At 60.4% G+C, this 19,553-nt stretch carries 13 protein-coding genes and 1 tRNA gene; 11 read left to right on the plus strand and 3 right to left on the minus strand.

The window, feature by feature from the left end; genetic code table 11:
* The first annotated feature begins 149 nt into the window (after nucleotides 1–149).
* The 4 genes from HU724_RS15325 to HU724_RS15340 all read left to right on the plus strand — a co-directional run bounded on the left by HU724_RS15325 (nucleotide 150) and on the right by HU724_RS15340 (nucleotide 7,196).
* Complete coding sequence (locus HU724_RS15325) at nucleotides 150–2,555, plus strand: glucose/quinate/shikimate family membrane-bound PQQ-dependent dehydrogenase (RefSeq protein ID WP_186569631.1); 2,406 nt, start codon at nucleotides 150–152, stop codon at nucleotides 2,553–2,555.
* A 97-nt stretch (nucleotides 2,556–2,652) separates the two neighbouring features.
* The gene (locus HU724_RS15330; protein ID WP_186569632.1) at nucleotides 2,653–3,951 is read left to right on the plus strand and encodes a carbohydrate porin; all 1,299 of its coding nucleotides are present in this window, start codon (nucleotides 2,653–2,655) and stop codon (nucleotides 3,949–3,951) included.
* A gap of 378 nt (nucleotides 3,952–4,329) precedes the next feature.
* Nucleotides 4,330–5,832, plus strand: a complete 1,503-nt coding sequence (gene proP / locus HU724_RS15335; RefSeq protein ID WP_024013032.1) for a glycine betaine/L-proline transporter ProP — start codon at nucleotides 4,330–4,332, stop codon at nucleotides 5,830–5,832.
* Between the two features lie 86 nt (nucleotides 5,833–5,918).
* Entirely contained in the window at nucleotides 5,919–7,196 is a 1,278-nt protein-coding gene (locus HU724_RS15340) for an OmpP1/FadL family transporter (protein ID WP_186569633.1), read from the plus strand.
* A 3-nt stretch (nucleotides 7,197–7,199) separates the two neighbouring features.
* Here HU724_RS15340 and HU724_RS15345 read toward each other — a convergent pair whose 3' ends face one another.
* Both HU724_RS15345 and HU724_RS15350 read right to left on the minus strand, forming a co-directional pair.
* On the minus strand, nucleotides 7,200–8,813 hold the full coding sequence (locus HU724_RS15345) for a mechanosensitive ion channel family protein (RefSeq protein ID WP_186569634.1): 1,614 nt from the start codon (nucleotides 8,811–8,813) through the stop codon (nucleotides 7,200–7,202).
* Nucleotides 8,814–8,823: 10 nt separating this feature from the next.
* The gene (locus HU724_RS15350) at nucleotides 8,824–9,939 is read right to left on the minus strand and encodes an AI-2E family transporter (protein WP_186569635.1); all 1,116 of its coding nucleotides are present in this window, start codon (nucleotides 9,937–9,939) and stop codon (nucleotides 8,824–8,826) included.
* A gap of 444 nt (nucleotides 9,940–10,383) precedes the next feature.
* On the opposite strand from HU724_RS15350, the gene HU724_RS15355 reads away from it, so the two are divergent.
* The 7 genes from HU724_RS15355 (at nucleotide 10,384) to HU724_RS15385 (ending at nucleotide 19,100) form a co-directional block, all read left to right on the plus strand.
* Nucleotides 10,384–12,087, plus strand: a complete 1,704-nt coding sequence (locus HU724_RS15355) for an amidase (RefSeq protein ID WP_186569636.1) — start codon at nucleotides 10,384–10,386, stop codon at nucleotides 12,085–12,087.
* A 198-nt stretch (nucleotides 12,088–12,285) separates the two neighbouring features.
* The gene (locus HU724_RS15360; protein WP_186569637.1) at nucleotides 12,286–13,581 is read left to right on the plus strand and encodes an OprD family porin; all 1,296 of its coding nucleotides are present in this window, start codon (nucleotides 12,286–12,288) and stop codon (nucleotides 13,579–13,581) included.
* 317 nt (nucleotides 13,582–13,898) lie between these two features.
* Nucleotides 13,899–14,321 carry a hypothetical protein gene (locus tag HU724_RS15365; protein WP_186569638.1) on the plus strand — a complete coding sequence of 141 codons (423 nt, stop codon included), beginning with the start codon at nucleotides 13,899–13,901 and terminating at the stop codon, nucleotides 14,319–14,321.
* A gap of 405 nt (nucleotides 14,322–14,726) precedes the next feature.
* The gene (locus HU724_RS15370; protein WP_186569639.1) at nucleotides 14,727–15,002 is read left to right on the plus strand and encodes a DUF3077 domain-containing protein; all 276 of its coding nucleotides are present in this window, start codon (nucleotides 14,727–14,729) and stop codon (nucleotides 15,000–15,002) included.
* Nucleotides 14,999–15,265: a short-chain dehydrogenase gene (locus HU724_RS15375; RefSeq protein ID WP_186569640.1), complete on the plus strand. Its 267-nt coding sequence runs from the start codon at nucleotides 14,999–15,001 to the stop codon at nucleotides 15,263–15,265. The genes HU724_RS15370 and HU724_RS15375 overlap by 4 nt, the downstream gene beginning before the upstream one ends.
* 332 nt (nucleotides 15,266–15,597) lie before the next feature.
* Nucleotides 15,598–18,087, plus strand: coding sequence for a hypothetical protein (locus HU724_RS15380; protein WP_186569641.1), 2,490 nt, complete (start codon nucleotides 15,598–15,600; stop codon nucleotides 18,085–18,087).
* A 653-nt stretch (nucleotides 18,088–18,740) separates the two neighbouring features.
* The gene (locus HU724_RS15385; RefSeq protein ID WP_101158650.1) at nucleotides 18,741–19,100 is read left to right on the plus strand and encodes a DUF6124 family protein; all 360 of its coding nucleotides are present in this window, start codon (nucleotides 18,741–18,743) and stop codon (nucleotides 19,098–19,100) included.
* Between the two features lie 357 nt (nucleotides 19,101–19,457).
* Here HU724_RS15385 and HU724_RS15390 read toward each other — a convergent pair.
* Nucleotides 19,458–19,553 (minus strand) — tRNA-Sec (locus HU724_RS15390).

Consider the following 19,553-nt stretch of genomic DNA (forward strand, 5'->3'; position numbering starts at 1 on the left):
ACACATTGAAAAAACCTCTCGCCTTGCGTTTTCCCCAACCTGCACCACGCTTGATTCACAGAAGTGCACGTTTTCATGGCAAAACTGCGGTTAACTGAATGGTTAGTTACCGCTATAATCCCGCGCTTCATTCAAACGGGACTTTCAATGTGAACCACAGTCAACGCGTCTCAGGCGTTTCAACGTTCATTCTGGTCGGCCTTGGCGTGATCATCGCCCTGCTCGGTCTGGCGCTCGCGGTCGGCGGTGTGAAGCTGGTCAGCCTGGGCGGTTCCTGGTACTTCCTGGTCGGCGGTCTGGCGATGACCGTTTCCGGGGTGCTGATCGCACTGAAGAAAACTGCAGGCGCCTGGCTGTTCGCCGCATTTCTCGTGGCCACCGCGATCTGGTCCGTGGCTGACGCCGGGCTGGTGTTCTGGCCGGTGTTCTCGCGGCTGTTCATGTTCAGCGCCATCGGCATGGTCGTCGCTCTGGTCTACCCGCTGCTGGCGCGCGCCAATGGCCGCGTGGCCGGTCGTGGTGCGTATGCCGTGGCCGCTGTGCTCGCGGTTGGTATCGCGGTTGCGGCGGGCAACATGTTCGTCGCTCACCCGACGGTTGCCGCGACTGGCACTGGCCCGGGCCTGACTCCGGTCGAGCCGGCCAAGGCGCAGAAAGACTGGGCGCACTACGGCAACACCGAAGGCGGCAGCCGCTTCGCCGCGCTCGATCAGATCAACCGCAACAACGTCGACAAATTGAAAGTCGCGTGGACCTACCACACCGGTGACGTCGCCGAGAGCGATGGCAACGGCGCCGAAGACCAGCTCACCCCGCTGCAGGTCGGCAACAAAGTCTTCATCTGCACCCCGCACAACAACCTGATCGCTCTCGACGCCGACACCGGTAAAGAGCTGTGGAAGAACGCGATCAACGCGCAATCGAAAGTCTGGCAGCGCTGCCGTGGCATGGCCTATTTCGACGCCACCGCGACCATCGCTCAGCCGAGCAATTCTTCGATCATCGAAGCCAAACCCGAGCCGGCCGCCAACTGCCAGCGTCGTCTGCTGACCAACACCATCGATGCCCGCCTGATTGCCGTCGATGCTGACACCGGCGAGTTCTGCCAGGGTTTCGGCAACAACGGCCAGGTCGATCTGAAGGCCGGTCTGGGTGATGTGCCGGACAGCTACTATCAGTTGTCGTCCGCGCCATTGATGGCCGGCACCACCGTGGTGGTTGGCGGTCGTGTTGCCGACAACGTGCAAAGCGACATGCCCGGCGGTGTGATTCGCGGTTTTGACGTAATCACGGGCACCATGCGCTGGGCGTTCGACCCGGGCAACCCGCAGGATCGCAACGCGCCGGCCGACGGCAAAACCTACGTGCGCAGCACGCCGAACAGCTGGGCGCCGATGTCTTACGACGCGGCGACCAACACGGTGTTCCTGCCGATGGGCAGCTCGTCCACCGACATCTATGGTGTCGAGCGTAGCGAACTGGACCACAAGTACGGCGCCTCGATCCTCGCGCTGGACGCCAGCACCGGTGAAGAACGCTGGGTGTTCCAGACCGTGCACAACGATCTGTGGGACTTCGACCTGCCGATGCAGCCGAGCCTGATCGACTTCGACAAGGACGGCCAAAGCGTTCCGGCGCTGGTCATCGGTACCAAGGCAGGGCAGATCTATGTGCTCGACCGCGCCACCGGCAAGCCGCTGACCGAGGTCAAGGAAGTACCGGTGAAAGCCGCGAACATCCCCAACGAGCCGTACTCGCCAACTCAGCCGAAATCCGTGGGCATGCCGCAGATCGGCGCGCAGCACCTGACCGAATCGGACATGTGGGGCGCCACGCCGTACGACCAGTTGCTCTGCCGCATCGACTTCAAGAGCATGCGCTACGACGGCCTGTACACCGCACCGGGTACCGACAAATCGCTGAGCTTCCCGGGTTCGCTGGGCGGCATGAACTGGGGCAGCATCTCCACTGACCCGGTGCACGGTTTCATCTTCGTCAACGACATGCGCCTGGGTCTGTGGATCCAGATGATCCCGTCGCAGAACAAAGGCCAGGCCGCTGGCGGTGGCGAAGCGCTGAACACCGGCATGGGCGCTGTTCCGCTCAAAGGCACGCCGTACGCGGTGAACAAGAACCGCTTCCTGTCGGTGGCCGGCATTCCGTGCCAGGCGCCGCCGTTCGGCACCTTGACCGCGATCGACATGAAGACCCAGAAAGTCGCATGGCAGGTTCCGGTCGGCACCGTTGAAGACACCGGTCCGCTGGGCATCCGCATGCACCTGCCGATCAAGATCGGTCTGCCAACCCTCGGCGGCACCCTGTCGACCCAGGGCGGCCTGATCTTCATTGCCGGCACCCAGGACTTCTACCTGCGCGCCTTCAACAGCGGCAACGGCGAAGAAGTCTGGAAAGCCCGTCTGCCAGTCGGCAGCCAGGGCGGCCCGATGACCTACGTTTCGCCGAAGACCGGCAAGCAGTACATCGTTGTCACCGCTGGCGGCGCACGCCAGTCGACCGATCGTGGCGATTACGTGATGGCCTACGCCCTGCCGTAACTCATTGCCGCACAACCAACCTCCTCCAAGCGCGCGGTGCCCCAAAGCACCGCGTCGCCGTTTTATTGCGTTAAAGATTTCAGCAGGAAGGATTCACATGTCATCGGCTGTTCGCTTTTCTCGTACCAAGCTTTCCACTGGCCTGTTGCTGGGCCTGAGCTGCACCACTGCCCTCCCCGCGCTGGCCGCCAGCGATTCCGATCTGCTGAGCCGCAGCACCCTGACCGGGGACTGGGGCGGCTTGCGTCATCAACTCGGTGAAGACGGCATCAAGTTCACTGGCGATTACAGCGGCGAAACCGCTTACAACGCCGACGGCGGCCTGCACCGTTCGGCGCGCTACTCGCAGAACATCAAGCTCGGCGTGCAGTTTGATCTGAGCAAACTCTACGGCGTCGACAACGCCGGCAAAGTGCAACTGACCATCAACGACCGGCGCGGCAACAGCGCTTCGGAAGATCTGGTCGGCAACCGCCTGCCGATTCAGGAAAACTACGGCGGCCTGTATACGCGCCTGACTGAACTGAGTTACGAGCGCAGCCTGTTCACCCCGGCGCTGAATGTGAAGCTCGGTTACATGGCCATGGGCAACGACCTCGGCGGCCTCGACAGCGGCATTCTGTGCAACTTCATGAACGCCGGTTTCTGCGGTCACCCGCTGAACATGTCCGGCGGCAGCGGCTGGACCAACTACCCCAACGCGCGTCTGGGCGTGCGGGTCAAATACGACCTGTCGCCGTCCTGGCAGCTGCGTGTGGCGGCGTTCAACGTCGATCCAGAAAGCAACGGCAATTCCAGCCGAGCCTGGCATCTGGGACCGAAGCACACCACCGGCACCGTCGTGCCGATCGAGTTGGTGTACAAGCACGCCGGCGAGCTGCCGGGTGAGTACAAGCTCGGCTATTACTACGACAGCTCCGACGTCAAACGCATTGGCAGCGACGACGAGGTGTCCGGGCGTGGCGGGCATTATTTGCTGATCGATCAGGCCGTATGGCGTTCGCCGACCTCCGAGGGCCGCAGCCTGCATGCGTTCGGTCAGTATTCGGCGGCTAGCGAAGCAGCCTCGCCGTTCAGCAAGTGGTACGGCACCGGTGTGGTTTTGTACAAACCGTTCGAAGGTCGTCCGCGTGACACCGTCGCCCTGGGTTATGGCCGCGCCGTGCCAAACCCGCGCAGCCGTGATGTGCAACAGGATGCCGCGCTGGCCAATGGTGCTGCGTTCCCTAACCTCGATAGCGCCGAGCAGTTGATCGAGTTGGGTTACGGCTACCAGGCCACCCCATGGCTGACCCTGCGCCCGAACCTGCAATACATCATCGAACCGGGGGCGTTCTCCGGGCAGGACATCGACAATTCGCTGGTGGTGGGGTTGCAGGTCAAGGCTGCGCTTTAAGCCTAGTGGTGAAAGGGCTGCCGTCATCGCGAGCAGGCTCACTCCTACAGGATTAGCGGCGTGCGCAAAATCCCTGCAAAACACAAAACCACTGTGGGAGCGAGCCTGCTCGCGAAAGCGCCGGGTCAGGCGACTGCGATGTTGAATGTTGCGCCGCCTTCGCGAGCAGGCTCGCTCCCACAGGGGGTTTGGGTCAGGTCGGAGAGTTGGATTCGCCGCTGCCGTAGCGGGATACAGAGGAATTGCGGCGGGCAGGAAATTAATTCCAGCGCATCGGTGAATTATTTCGTGTCCGCATGTATCTGAGCCAGAAGAGCCGGCGCCATCATGGAGATGGCATCGCAGCGGTAATCTGGATCAGCAAGCGGGAACAGCGCAATGAAATCACGCAAGAACACCGTCAAACCGATCGGTTTGAAAGACATCACCATCGTCGACGACGCCAAGATGCGCAAGGCGATTACCGCCGCCGCACTGGGCAACGCCATGGAATGGTTCGACTTTGGCGTCTACGGCTTTGTCGCCTATGTGCTCGGCAAGGTCTTCTTCCCCGGCGCCGATCCCGGCGTGCAAATGATCGCCGCGCTGGCGACCTTCTCCGTGCCTTTCCTGATTCGTCCACTGGGCGGTTTGTTCTTCGGTGCGCTCGGCGACAAATACGGACGACAGAAAGTCCTCGCCGCGACCATCGTTATCATGTCCCTGAGCACTTTTGCCATCGGCCTGATTCCGTCCTATGCCTCGATCGGCATCTGGGCGCCGATCCTGCTGTTGCTGGCGAAAATGGCCCAAGGCTTCTCGGTCGGTGGCGAATACACCGGCGCCTCGATCTTCGTCGCTGAATACGCGCCCGACCGTAAGCGCGGCTTCCTCGGCAGTTGGCTGGATTTCGGCTCGATCGCCGGGTTTGTCTTCGGCGCCGGTGTCGTGGTGCTGATCTCGACGATTCTCGGTGAACAGCGCTTCGAAGAATGGGGCTGGCGGATTCCGTTCTTCCTCGCCCTGCCGCTGGGCATGATTGGCCTGTATCTGCGTCACGCCCTGGAAGAGACTCCGGCGTTCCAGCAGCACGTGGAAAAACTCGAACAAGGCGACCGCGAAGGCCTCGCCGGTGGCCCGAAGGTGTCGTTCAAGGAAGTTGCGACCAAACACTGGCGCAGCCTGATGACCTGCATCGGCGTGGTGGCGGCGACCAACGTCACCTATTACATGCTGCTCACCTATATGCCGAGTTACCTGACGCACAACCTGCACTACAGCGAAAACCACGGCGTGCTGATCATCATCGCGATCATGGTCGGCATGCTCTTTGTACAGCCGCTGATCGGTTTCATCAGCGACAAGATCGGCCGCAAGCCCTTCATCGTCGTCGGCAGCATTGGCCTGTTCATTTTCGCCATTCCGGCATTCATGCTGATCAACAGCGGCAGCATCGGTCTGATCTTCTCCGGCCTGCTGATCCTCGCGGTGCTGCTCAACTTCTTCATCGGCGTGATGGCCTCGACCCTGCCGGCGATGTTCCCCACGCACATCCGCTACAGCGCGCTGGCCAGTGCCTTCAACGTCTCGGTGCTGATCGCCGGTCTGACCCCGACTGCCGTGGCCTGGCTGGTGGAAAGCACCAACGATCTGTACATGCCGGCGTATTACCTGATGGTCATCGCCGTGGTCGGTCTGGTCACTGGCGTGACGATGAAGGAAACCGCCAACAAGCCCTTGCGCGGCGCGGCCCCGGCGGCTTCCGACCTCGAAGAGGCCAAAGAGTTGTTGCAGGAACACCACGACAACATCGAGCAGAAAATCGAAGACATCGATGCCGAAATCGCCGCGCTGGAAGCCAAGCGCAAGGAACTGGCGCTCCAGCATCCGCGCATCGACTGATCAGTGCGGCGTCGGCAATCGGTCCGACGCCGCGCCGAGCTTGAGCTAGCCTTGAAACCGGATCGCATGCCATTCAAGGAGTTCACATGTTCAAGCTGATGAAAAGTTCGGTCGCTGGCGGATTGCTCTTCGCCAGCCTCCAGGCCGAAGCCGGCGGCATCATGATTTACGAGGCCGGCCACGAAGGCACAGGGCTGGCCAACGCCGGTTCTGCGGTCATGGCCAGCGACCCGAGCATTTTGATGACCAACCCGGCGGGCATCAGCCAACTGGCCGGCACGCAGATCAACTTCAACGCGCAGTTGATCCTCGGCAACGTCAGCTTCTCCCGCGACAACGCCAATACCTTCGGCGGCAACGAAGGTGGCAACGCCTTGAAGTACCTGCCCGGCTCCAGCTTCTTCATCAGCCATCAACTCGATGAGCGCTCCTCGATCGGCTTCGGCATGTACGGCAATTTCGGTCTGGCGCTGGACTACGACGATGACTGGGCCGGGCGCTATTTCGCTCAGGAGTCGGCCATTATCGGTGTGTCATTCCAGCCCACCTATGCCTACAAGATCACCGACGACCTGTCCGTCGGCCTCGGCCCGCGCTTCATGCTCGGCTACTTTCGCACCGAAGTGGCGGTCAACAACAACGTGCTCGGTCTGGGCAACGCCGAGGATGGTCAGTTGCGCTACAAGGACACCGACTGGGGCACGGGCGCCAACGTCGGCGTGCTCTACAACCTCAACGAGCGCACAAAGCTCGGGCTGGCCTGGACCAGCAAGATCAAGCTCAAATTCGAAGACAAACCCGAGCTGAAGAAAATCACCAATCCGCTGCTGCGTCTGGCGCTCAACCGTCTCGACGCCGATCAGCTGAACGTCGACATGAATGTGCCGCAGACCGTCACCACCAGCGTGTCCTACCAGCTCGATCCGCAGTGGACGCTGCTCGGCAGCCTCGGCTGGCAGGACTGGAGCGATTTCGGCAAGGTCGGCGTGGAAGTCGATACCGGCCTGGACTCGACTTCCAGAACGGCGCAGCGGCAATACAAGGACACCTGGCATGCCTCGATCGGCGCGCAGCACCAGATCAACCCGAAACTGCGCTGGAACGTCGGCCTCGGTTACGACTCCTCGGCAGTGGACGACAAGGATCGCACGGTCGACAACCCGATGAACGAAGCGTGGCGCCTGGCGACCGGGGTCAGCTATGCATTGCAGGACGATGTCGATGTGCACATGAGCTACACGCTGATCTACCTCGGCGACATGGACGTGCAACAGACCAAAGCGCGCTCCGGCGGCTCGGTCTCCGGCGAATACAAAAACGCCGCCCTGCATGTGCTGGGCGGCGGCGTGGTCTGGCGGTTCTAGGGATCACTCATCCTTCGGTGCCTGCGCCGGTGCGGTGAACCACTGCTCCGGCGGCACGCGCTTTTCCTGCTGCGGATCGCCCAGGTAATGCGGCGACATGATCTGCACGCCGTATTCATTGAACACGTCCTGAATATTGGCGTGGAGCATGCTCAGCAACACCGCACGCGGACGTGGCTGACTGGGGATGGCCTGGGCCACCAGTCGATACTCGGGATAGAAGTCCGACAGCGCGGTCTGGAACACCTGCGCCGGCGGGTCTTCGAGCACGCCCGGCGTGCGTTTGGCCGCCTCCAGCAGCATCGCCTCGACCTGGCGCCATGGCGTGTCGTAGCCGATGGTCACCACCGTGTCGACCACGTAGCCCGGACCTTGCACGGTGCGCGAGTAGTTCTTGGTCACGGTGCCGGTGATCATCGAGTTGGGCAGCGTCAGCACTTCTCCGAGGCCGGTGCGAATCCGCGTGGTGAACATGCCCAATTCGGTGACGGTGCCTTCGTACTCGCCGATCCTGACAAACTCGCCGGGGCGCAAAGTCCGCGTGTAGGTCAGGATCAACCCGGCCGCCGCTTGCCCGACAACACTGGTGGCGCCAAGGGAAATCATCAGGCCGATCAGCACCGACAAGCCTTTGAACGCATCGGTCCCGGCGCCGGGCAGATAGGGATAAGCCATCGCCAGCGCAAACAGCCAGACTGCCAGTGCGGTCAGGCGTTGCGTCGGTTGCAGGGTTTCATGGTTGAGCCAGCTGAACGTCCCCGGCGCGGCCATCCGGCGCAGGATGCGTCGGGTAAATGCGGTCACGCCCCGGGCGATGAAGAAAATCGCCAGCGCCACGCCCAGCCCCGGTATCGCATCGACGATGCCCTGCAACAGATAACCGGCCAGTTCCACCAGATAGTTGTTGAGGCTTTCGCCCCACGGCCGCGTATACGGGAAGCGTGACAGGACAAAGCCCAGCCATTCGTAGGTCAGCAGCAGGATCAGCAACCAACGCAGGAACAACAGACAGCGGCTGACCAACGGGTAGAGAAAATTCGAATCGATCAGTTGCACCCGCCCGACCTTCAGCGCCTTGGTGTGCCGATCCATCAGCGCCGGCAGTTTCGCCAACAGCTTGTGGCGCAGCCATGACAGGCACCACAGCAGCGCCAGATAGATCAGCGTGGCCACCGCCGCCAGCGCCAGCGAACGCACAATCATCTGCACGTTGCGCGCCTCACGGGTCTCGTTGACCACCTGGCGCAGTTTTTCCGCTGCGCCCTCGGCGGCTTCCTGCACCGAGGAATACGCCAGGCTGTCGACATCCTTGGGCGCAACGATAAACGCACGGGTATTGCCGATCAGCACCATGTAACTGTTCTGGATCGAATCAGTGCTGATTTTCAGCTCCGGGTCTTCCTCCAGCGCTTCACTGATCACCCGCTTCGCCCGCTTGACCCGTGAGGCCGGCGCCTCGCCAAGAATGGTTGCGCGAAACAGCATGATGCTGCGGTTGGCCACTTTCAGTTCTACCGCTTCGTCCGTTGCTGTCGTGGTGTCTTCCAGTGCCTGGCCGAGCCCGGACCACAGTGTTGCAGCCAGCAGCATCGCCAGCACCATCAGCCTGTTACGCATGCGCCGTTCCTTATGGCTGATTGTTGTGAGAGGTTTCGTCCAGCACTTCGCTGACGTCGGCCGGCTGATAGACCCAGCCGATGAACAATTCATAACCGACCGCCAGGATCACCGGCCCGGTGAACAGGCCGATGATGCCGCTGGTGACCATGCCGCCCAGCGCGCCGATCAGCACCACCGGCATCGGCACCGCCACGCCACGGCCGAGCAGCATCGGCTTGAGCACGTTGTCGGAGAGCCCGGCGATCACCATCCACACGGCGAAGATGATCGTGCCGGGGCCGACGCCATCATGGGCAAAGACAAACACCACCACCGGCACGGTAACCAGCAGCACCGGCAGTTGCATGATGCCCAGCAGCAACACCATCAACGCCAGCACACCGGCAGCGGGCACGCCCATGATTACCAGTGCCACACCGATCAAGATCATCTGGATAAAAGCGATACCGACCACGCCCTGCGCCACCGCGCGAATGGTCGAGGTGCACAGTTGCGCGATCTGCGGGCCACGCACCGGGCCGGAAATCCGCGTGGTGATCGCCACCGCTGTGCGATGGCCGCGTTCGCCGTGGGTCATGATCAGTCCGGCGACGATCAGCGCGACGACAAACACCACGATGCCTGCGCCGACGCCGGCGGCCTGATGCAACAGCACCCGGCCCCAACTGGTCAGGTGCGGCGCCAGTTCCTTGAACACCCAGCTCAGGTCCTGCGAAGCGTGCATCCAGATGCCATACAACGGCGCGCCGATCAGCGGCCAGTCGGCGACATTGGCGGGTGGCGGCGGAATCTCGAACTGCCCCGCTTCCACGGTTTGCATGCCCACCTTCACCGAATCGGCCACGGATGCGCCGAGCAGGCTCAGCGGCACCATCAGGATCACCAGCCCCAGCAATACCAGCACAATCGCCGCCCAACCGTAACGGTTGCCGAGTCTGGCGCCGAGCTTCTGGTTCAGCGGGTACAGCGTGACCGCGAGGATCAGCGCCCACAGCATCACATTGAGAAACGGATGGAAAATGTCGTAGCAGAACAGCACCAGAGTGGCGATCAACCCAGCGCGGATCAGCACGTCGAGCAAGGCTTTGGAACTGTTGAAGGCAATCAGTGGCTTATCTTCCATGGCAACATTCCTGAGCGGTGCAGCATTCGGGATGCGCTGAGCCTAGAACATGTTGGGCTGGTCTTCCTGTGGGGCGCGGGATTATCGGTTTACACAACACATTGTTGGAGCAGCCCTGCTGGCGAAAGCAGTATTTCAGGGCCAAGACCCTTTTGAATCTGCCGGCGCCTTCGCGAGCAGGCTCGCTCCCACCGGGCTTTGCGTTAATCCTCAATCTCGACCCGCCCACAAATCCAGTGTGGGAGCGAGCCTGCTCGCGAAAGCGCAAGGTCAGGCAGCACGGATGCTCAGGCTATCTACCAACAAAACCATCACCCCACCGATTACTCCGCCCGCCGCATGGTGTTAAATAGGCGCCAGTCCCGACCTTGTCGCTTCAAGCCGTGCCACGAGAACCGCTATGAAAACCCCTGCCCCAAACATCCACGCTCAAGAGGTGACCCGATGATCGAAGTCACCGAAGTCTCCATTGCCCAACTGCGCGCCGCCCTCGAATCCGGCCAGACCACTGCCGTGGAACTGGTGCAAGCCTATCTGGCGCGCATCGATGCCTACGACGGCGCCGACACCTCGACGGCACTCAACGCCGTCGTCGTGCGCAACCCCGAAGCACTGAACGAAGCCCGCGCCTCCGACGCCCGCCGTGCCAACGGTGAAACCCTCGGTCCGCTTGATGGCATCCCCTACACCGCCAAAGACAGTTATCTGGTCAAGGGCTTGACCGCCGCTTCCGGCAGTCCGGCGTTCGCCGATCTGATCGCCCATCGCGACGCCTTCACCATCGAGCGCCTGCGCGCTGCCGGGGCGATCTGCCTGGGCAAGACCAACATGCCGCCGATGGCCAATGGCGGCATGCAACGCGGCGTCTATGGCCGCGCTGAAAGCCCGTACAACGCCGCTTACCTCACCGCACCGTTCGCCTCCGGCTCGTCCAACGGCGCCGGCACCGCGACCGCTGCGAGTTTCGCTGCGTTCGGTCTGGCCGAGGAAACGTGGTCGAGCGGTCGCGGCCCTGCGTCGAACAACGGCCTGTGCGCCTACACCCCGTCGCGCGGCGTAATTTCGGTGCGCGGCAACTGGCCGTTGACCCCGACCATGGACGTCGTCGTGCCGTTCGCGCGGACCATGGCCGACCTGCTCGAAGTGCTCGACGTGGTCGTCGCCGAAGATACCGACACCCGTGGCGACCTGTGGCGCTTGCAGCCGTGGGTGGCGATCCCGCGTGTCAGCGAAGTGCGCCCGGCTGCGTACAGCGAACTGGCTGCCGACGCCAAAGCCCTGGCCGGCAAACGCTTCGCCATCCCGCGCATGTACATCAATGCCGACCCGGACGCCGGCACCAGCGAAGCCCCCGGCATTGGCGGCCCGACCGGTCAGCGCATCAATACCCGCGCGTCCGTGATCGATTTGTGGAAACAGGCGCGTCAGGCCTTGGAAGCCGCTGGCGCCGAAGTCATCGAAACCGACTTCCCGCTGGTCTCCAACTGCGAAGGCGACCGCCCTGGCGCGCCAACCGTATTCACCCGTGGGCTGGTGTCGAAAGAGTTTCTCCATCATGAACTGTGGGATCTGACAGCCTGGGCGTTCGACGACTTCCTGCAAGCCAACGGCGATCCGAAGCTTAATCGTCTGGTTGACGTCGACGGGCCGAAGATCTTCCCACACGACCCGGGCACGCTGCCTAACCGAGAAGGCGATCTGGCCGCCGGCATGGACGAATACGTGCGCATGGCCGAACGCGGCATCACGCCGTGGAATGAAATCCCAACCGTGCCTGATGGCTTGCGTGGCCTGGAGCAGACCCGACGCATCGACCTTGAAGACTGGATGGACAGCCTCGGCCTCGACGCCGTGCTGTTCCCCACCGTCGCCGACGTCGGCCCGGCGGATGCCGATGTCAATCCAGCTTCGGCCGACATCGCCTGGAGCAACGGCGTCTGGGTGGCCAACGGCAACCTCGCGATCCGCCACCTCGGCGTGCCGACCGTCACCGTGCCCATGGGCGTGATGCCCGACATCGGCATGCCCGTCGGCCTGACCTTCGCCGGCCGCGCGTACGACGACTCGAACCTGCTGCGCTTCGCCGCCGCCTTCGAATCCACCGGCAGCAAACGCCAGATCCCACCGCGTACACCGCCGCTGGCTTAATGCACTGTGTCAGCTCCCACAAACCCTGTGGGAGCTGGCTTGCCAGCGATGGCGGCCTGACAGCCGCCACAGTTCTACCTGACTGTTCCGCTCCCACAGGGTTTGGTGTGAGGGCTGCCAACTCAGCACACCGGCCCAATCCTTTCCAGGCCAATCCGCCGATCATCAGCGCCATCCTGATTACCACCGGCCCTGACCATGATCAACCGCGCCCCCTCCCGCCTCACCCTGCTTGCCATGCTCTGCGGTCTGACCGGCACCGCCCATGCCAGCGGCTTTTTCGCCGACGCCAAAAGCGATGTCCTGCTACGCAACTTCTACCTCAGCAACGACTACCGCTCGCCCACGCCCACCGGGAAAAACTACAAACAGGAATGGGCACAAGGCTTTATCGGCAACTTCTCATCCGGTTTCACCGAGGGCACAGTCGGTTTCGGCATCGACGCCCACGCCTTCGCCGGCCTGAAACTCGATGGCGGCAAGGGCCACTCCGGCACAGGCTTGCTGCCGGTCAACAGCGATGGCCGTAGCGAAAACAACTATTCCAGCGCTGGCGGTGCGTTCAAGCTCAAGGTCTCGCGTACCACTCTGGCCTTCGGCGAAATGACTGTAGAAACCCCAGTCTTCGACACCTCCGACAAACGTCTGCAACCGGAATACGCCACAGGCTTTTTGCTCAACAGCGCCGAGTTCGACAACGTCAATCTGGTCGCCGGGCATTTCACTGCATTCAAGAACCAGGACAGCTCTTCCGGCCAAGGCGATTTCTACGGCTACGGCGCCAACACCGAAGCGGGTGGCATCAGCTTCGTCGGTGCCGACCTGTTCAGCTCCAGCCCGATCGGCGGCGCACTCTACGCCTCGGAACTGAGCGACACCTGGCACCAGTATTACGGCAATCTGCACTTCAAACAGTCCGGCGTGCTGCTCGACGCCAACCTCTACCACACCCGCGACACCGGCCGCGCACTGGCCGGCGAGATCGACAACAGCGCCTTCAGCCTCTCCGGTAAATACAGCTTCGGCGCGCACACGGTGATGCTCGGCTGGCAACGCATCAATGGCGACACGCCGTTCGATTTCGTCGGCGGCGACTCGATCTACCTCGCCAACTCGATCAAATACGCCGACTTCAACGGCGCCAACGAACGCTCCTGGCAAGCCCGCTACGACCTCGACCTCGGCGCCTTCGGCATCCCCGGCCTGAACTTCATGACCCGCTACGTCAGCGGCAGCCACATCGACGGCACCCACGCGCCGAAGGGCGGCGCCTACAACCCGTTCGACGCCGACAGCGGCGACTATCAACCGCAACAAGGCAGCGGCGGCAAGCACTGGGAACGCGATATCGACCTGAAATATGTCGTGCAGACCGGCACCGCGAAGGATCTGTCGGTGCAGCTGTCGCACGTCACCCACCGCGCCAACGAAGCGCAGGCTGGCGATGATATTGACCGGATTTACGTGGTCATCCAGTACCCGCTGGGTTTCTGAACCACCCACGCCAACAAAGATGCACTCCCACATGGGTTTCTTGGCCCGAAACACTTTGGTTCGGCAGATAACCCTGTGGGAGCTGGCTTGCCAGCGATAGCGCCGGGTCAGCCAACGCAGATTGTGGATGTGCCGACCTTATCGCTGGCAAGCCAGCTCCCACAGGGATTCGGGGCAATCTCCACAACAAACCATTACCGTCCGTCGCAAACCTGCCCAGACCTGTCAGGTTTGACAGTAGCCAGACTCCCACAACCGGTGTCTGATCTTCCTTACCCGGCCAGCCCTCACTGGCCATCCAACCAGGAAGGTGTTCCATGCCCAGTAAAATCGCACCATCGCAGCATTACCCCGGCAAAATCGAAGGCGCAATCGACGTCACCCCTAAAGACCCGTTGTGGTCGCCGAGCGCACCGGCGACGCAAAAGGTTTTACCAAGCCATTTCAAAAAGGTGACCAACGCAGACGGTATCGAGGTAATCGCCATCATTTATTGCGTCGATCCCCCCATCGGGCAAGACAGCGACGATTACGTTCAAGTCGCCTTGATAATCGATGGCAAGGAAATAGACTCCACCAAAATCACCAAGGCTAACCGCAACAAGCAGTTCCTGTTTTACATCTCGCAGAACCTGCTGGAGATAAACACCGAGTACGAAATCAGCTATGAACTGCACCGCGACCTAGGAGAGACCGAGCAGCCCACAATGGCGCTCAGACTGGTATACGACAGCGTCTAGCCAGTCGTGCCCCCTGTGGGAGCGAGCCTGCTCGCGAAAGCATTGATCCGGGCAACGAAATTCAGTCTGCCGGATCGCCATCCCAAGCAGGCAAACACCTACAGGAAATCTCGGCAAACTCGGCTAAACCGCAGCGGTTGACTGCCTTGTCCTCACTCCCTATCCTCGCGCCCTGTCACGACACATTCGTGACCGGGTTTGACGGCCTGACATTCCAAGACGCACATTGCTTTCCAACGTGCGCGCGCACTCCTGTGTCACGCGCGCTGCTCAATGGTGACTGTGTGTGGGGCATCTTCGGATGCGCCGGGTACCTTGGACCGGTCCGTCAACCTGCACACAGTTGCCACCCATTCGATTGACGGCGATCTGGTGGCGGCTCTCGATGACCAAGGAGCTACACCGATGACCGATCCAACCACAAAGTCCAATTCCCGCGACCACATCGCTCACCACCCTTTCACCGTCCGACCCGACATCCCGCTCCTCGACGCCCTCGAACACGCGGCCGTGTACCTCAACTGCGCCGAATCCCTCGCCCACCAGGCCCCCTCCGCCATCCGCCCGGAACACAGCAGCTCACTGCGCTGGGCCAGCCAGCAAATGCTCGCCAACGCCCGCGCGCTGATCCATGCAGCCATCGCCGGTCAGCACTCCGCTAATGCCAGGGGTGACGCATGAATTCACACATTTCCATGACCCACAACGAACACAGCATCCCCGTCATGCTGGTCTCCACCGAAGCCCCACTGGACGTCCTGCACAGCAGCGCCGCCAGCCGCTTCCTCGCCGTCACACAAATGATGGAAAGCCTCGCCAGCCTGGACATCGCCTCAGCCAAAGGCGCCGACGTACAACAACTGGCCCACGCCGCCGCGATGCTGCTGCGCGATGGTTGTGACGTGATGGATGTGCTCGGACGGCAGATTCGTTTGCGGGTCTGAGGCGCACAAGATCAAAAGATCGCAGCCTTCGGCAGCTCCTACACCGATTTGTAGGAGCTGCCGAAGGCTGCGATCTTTTGGTTTGAGTTGCCAGAAAAAACACAACACTTGTGGGAGCGAGCCTGCTCGCGAAAGCGGTGGGTCAGTCACCGAGATGTCGACTTGATTGCAGTCGCGAGCAGCTCTCCGCTGGAGTTGTCACCCACTGCGCCCTACCGTTCGTCGCAAAACCACCTTCAACTGTCAGATCTGACAGTAGCCAACTCTCCTCGCCAGGTATCTGATATCCCCATCCGGCACGTATCCCACGGCCCCTATCAGGACGGTGTTCCATGACACTCAACGATGATTCTCAAGACGAAAATACGTTTACGTTGTTTCCCGCGAAAATCCCGCTTGCCATCGAGGATGTGATCAGCGATCCAGCGCCTCCGCCCGGCGTGCCGGTAGTCGGCTTGCCCCTAGGGATTTTCAAGGATTTGAGTGACGACAACACCGGCGCGAATGCGTTGAAGGTACTGGTCGATCCGCCCCCGCCGAACCTCTATACGAAAGTTTCTCTGTGGATCAACGGCGTGCAGAGCGGCGTCCCACAAGATGTCGGAAACGAGGTTCTCGAATTCATTGTTTTCCAGACTGAGTTCCGGGACGGAATCATCAATGTCATTCAATACAAATTGGAAACCAAGGAAGGCAACGAAAGCGAATCTACCAAACTGTGGACGCTCTATAGCGCTAACCGCCCCGGCGGCAACGCTCCCACCGGCACAGGTCCGCATCCGGAACTGCAGATCAACCTGCCTGCCCTGCTGGGCGATCCAGCGCTGATTGGCAAGACTGAAGTGGACAACGGCGTTCTGCTCACTTGCAGCTATACGCATGGCAAGGCCTACGACCTCATCACTTACGAGATCAATCGGAAACGCTACAGCCATAAAGTCATGCCGACGGAGGCCGGAAAAGACATTTCGATATTGATAGACCGTGCCAAGTTCGAACAAATTGGCAGTCTCAACGACTGCCCGTTCAGCTACACCGTTGATGATCAGTTGCACAACGGAACTCATAACGAGCGCTGGTCAAAATACATTTACGCGAATATCGATCTTGAGCGGGTGTTCTTGCCGATGCCGTTGTTGCGCGAGAAGGCTGGAGACAACACCGACGATCCAAAGATCGTGGATCTGAAAAAACTGGACGGTCACCCGCTGTTTGTGGTGGTCCTTCCAAACGATGCGCTGTATCAGAAAGACGACTGGGTGAAGGCGTACTACCGGCTTGACGATTCGCCGGAAGAGGAAACAAAGCGCGCCGCATTCACGGTAGATGATTTCGGTGCGCTGAATCCGTGCATTGTTTACATACCTAATGAAAAGCTCGTTTCAGGCAAAAGATTGCAGGTGCGTTTTCAGCTTGAACGGCCGGAGGGCACAGTCATCGGTACGTCCAGAATAGCCACGGCCAAAGTCATCGGTTCAGCACAGCCCCAACTGCAGCCACCCAAATTATTGGATCCGGCGGAAAATCCAATCGACGTGCTGAAGTACGAACAAGGCGTGTCCCTCCAGATTACATTTCTCGAAGCGGCGCCGGGGGACCATGCACAACTGGTCGAGGATCCACCGTTTGCCGGCAGCGTGCCGTTTCCTTCAGTGCCCTTCAACGCATCGAAAACGGCGGAATTCCAACTCCCATCAGAATTTCTCGTGACGCGTCGGGGGAGTACCCGAAAGTTTCGTTGGACGCTAATCCGAAATAGCATTCCTTCCGGGGAATCCCCGGATCTCACGCTAGTTATTAACGCTATCGCAACGGACGACCCGCGCTTGCCGACTCCGAATATTGCAGGGGAACTCGGGCAGCAACTCACTGTTTCGGATCTGCCGACCGATGCGCGGGTGCTCTCGGATAAAGTTCCACTCATGCAACAAACTCACCCGGTTTGGATAGACTTTGAAGGCGTCGATGTAGATGGGAAGCCCGCAACCAAAGAAGTTTCGGCAGGTGGGCTGAGTGAATTGGTGGACAGGATTTCGTTACTGGCGCCAGTCGAGTGGTTGGAAGCGCGAGAACATGGAAGTGAGTTAAGGCTGGCTTGTGCGGTCAATCTTGATGGGATTAAGGACAAGATGAAGGCAGTCCCGCTTCGGGTGCGCACTTATACAATGAGTGTGACCCAGGCATTGGAGATAGATCGCACACCAATGGTTCTTGATGGGCCCCACTTCTTTCCTGCACCCGCGCCCTACACCCCGACCTTTGCTGTAACAGCCTATCTAGATGATAACGCGCATCGAATCCGAGAAGCTTTGGGTGGCGTCCATCCCTATCATTACAGCTCATCGAATACTAACGTTGCTTCCGTTAATGCAACAACTGGGGATGTAGTTTCAACCAGTAATGGCACTGCCCGAATCGACGTGCGGGACGCCAAGGGCGACATTGTCGGTTACGAAGTGGTATGCAAAAACGTGTATGAATTAGTTTATACAGCTCAAAAACTTAACCACTCTCAGGCAGCGGCTTGGATGGGTTCCATAGGTGCGCAGTTTTTTCCAACTACTTTCCGGCACGGTTCTAGTGACCCGCTTATCAGAGCCGCAGCATTTGGTTTTCAAAAAACAGGCTCGGCGTATCTTTGGCATTGGCATACCTCAGAGTTGTGGTCGTCGGATGGGCTCTACGGTTCAAGTGTCGCAAGTGCCTATTACATAGCTCAATGGCAAACTCCGCCATACGTCGCTGGAGTCGTTGACGTCGGGAACAATGAGATAACTCTTTCCCTCAATTCCTCAATTGGATACCGTCTCAGAAATCGGTAGAGGCTTCTATGAGAGCAGACCGTGATCTCATCGAAAACTTCGCAGGAGTAACGTCAAATCAATAGATTGCGGCCTAAGCTGCGATCAATTGAGTTGCGGAACATGGCGGAAGATAGTTAGAGTCCGAACGGCCCGGGAACATACGCCCCCCAATCGGGTTCTGGATAATCTGGATTTTCCGCAGCGATGAAGAAAGGCTGAGTTATTCGCTGCTCACTCCGGCCCTTTCGCGAGCGCGCTCGCTCCCACAGTTTGACCGCATTCCAAATGTGCTGGTGAGCCTGCTCGCGAAGAGGCCATCAGCTTCGGCGGAATTCTTCGAGTTAAACGAAGCTGTTTAAAAGACACGCGCAGATACGGTCTCCAGGCTACAAATCCTTGCGCCATTACCTACAGCCAAGCCAGAATCCGCCGGCTTGTGCGCCTTGGGGTCGGGTTCTATTGTGGTCGGGTCGCTGAATGTTCAGTGATCGGGTTTAGCAGCTCGGCAAACTTTCAAGGCACGCTGGCTCCGCCTCTCTTTTTATGGCGGCTTGCGTGGGGCACTTCGGTGCGCCGGGATCCTTGAGCCTGGTCTGCTAACCCGCGTAAAGCCGCCACCCTCTTCGTTTAGCAGCGAAGGCTGACGGCTCCATCTCTCAAGGAGCTTTACCATGATCAAACCAACACCCAACCCACCCGAAACCGACCCCACCTCCCCCTACGAATCTCTCGATTCAAAAAAACTCCACCAAGCCGCCGACCGCGCACTCGACCATTACCTCTGCCCACCCGGCTCTACTCCACCGCCGTACAGCCCCCGCGCCATGTACGCCGTCACCGCCGACACCAAAAATGAAGACCTGCTGGCCAACGCCTGCGAAACCCTCGCCTCCGCTAAAACCATTGCCCAGGAATTCGCTGGGCTGGTGAAGCCATCGCAACGCCGGACACTGATGGGCATTGCGCAGCTGATCATGCTCGGGGAGCTGGCGGTGAATCGGGTGCTGGATAATCTGGAGTTGCCGCAGTAGCGGGCCTCGCTATAGGGGTCTGAGTTAGGCGCCGGCAGTGCCGACGCCTTCGCGGGCAAGCCCGCTCCCACAGGGATTTGTGTCGCTCACACGGCTTCGTTCACGCCGCCAAACTTTGTGGGAGCGAGCCTGCTCGCGAATGCGGTGGGTCAGTCCCTGAGATGTCGACTGATATACCGTTTTTCGCGAGCAGGCTCGCTCCCACATGAGTTCGCGGCTGCCTCTTAATAACTGGCGAACCAAACGTGGCCGACTACGTTTCTCCGGCATTCGGAATCAAAAGATCGCAGCCTTCGGCAGCTCCTACAAATCGGTGTTGGAGCGGCCGGAGGCTGCGATCTTTTCTTTTGTGGAAGCTGGCGGAAGACAGCCGGAGTCGAACCTGCCCGGGAACGGATGCCGTCCCCAACCGGGTTTGAAGCCCGGCCGCGCCACCGGGCGCGATTGTCTTCC

The sequence above is a fragment of the Pseudomonas iranensis genome (genome assembly GCF_014268585.2).
GTDB classification, from domain to species: domain Bacteria; phylum Pseudomonadota; class Gammaproteobacteria; order Pseudomonadales; family Pseudomonadaceae; genus Aquipseudomonas; species Aquipseudomonas iranensis.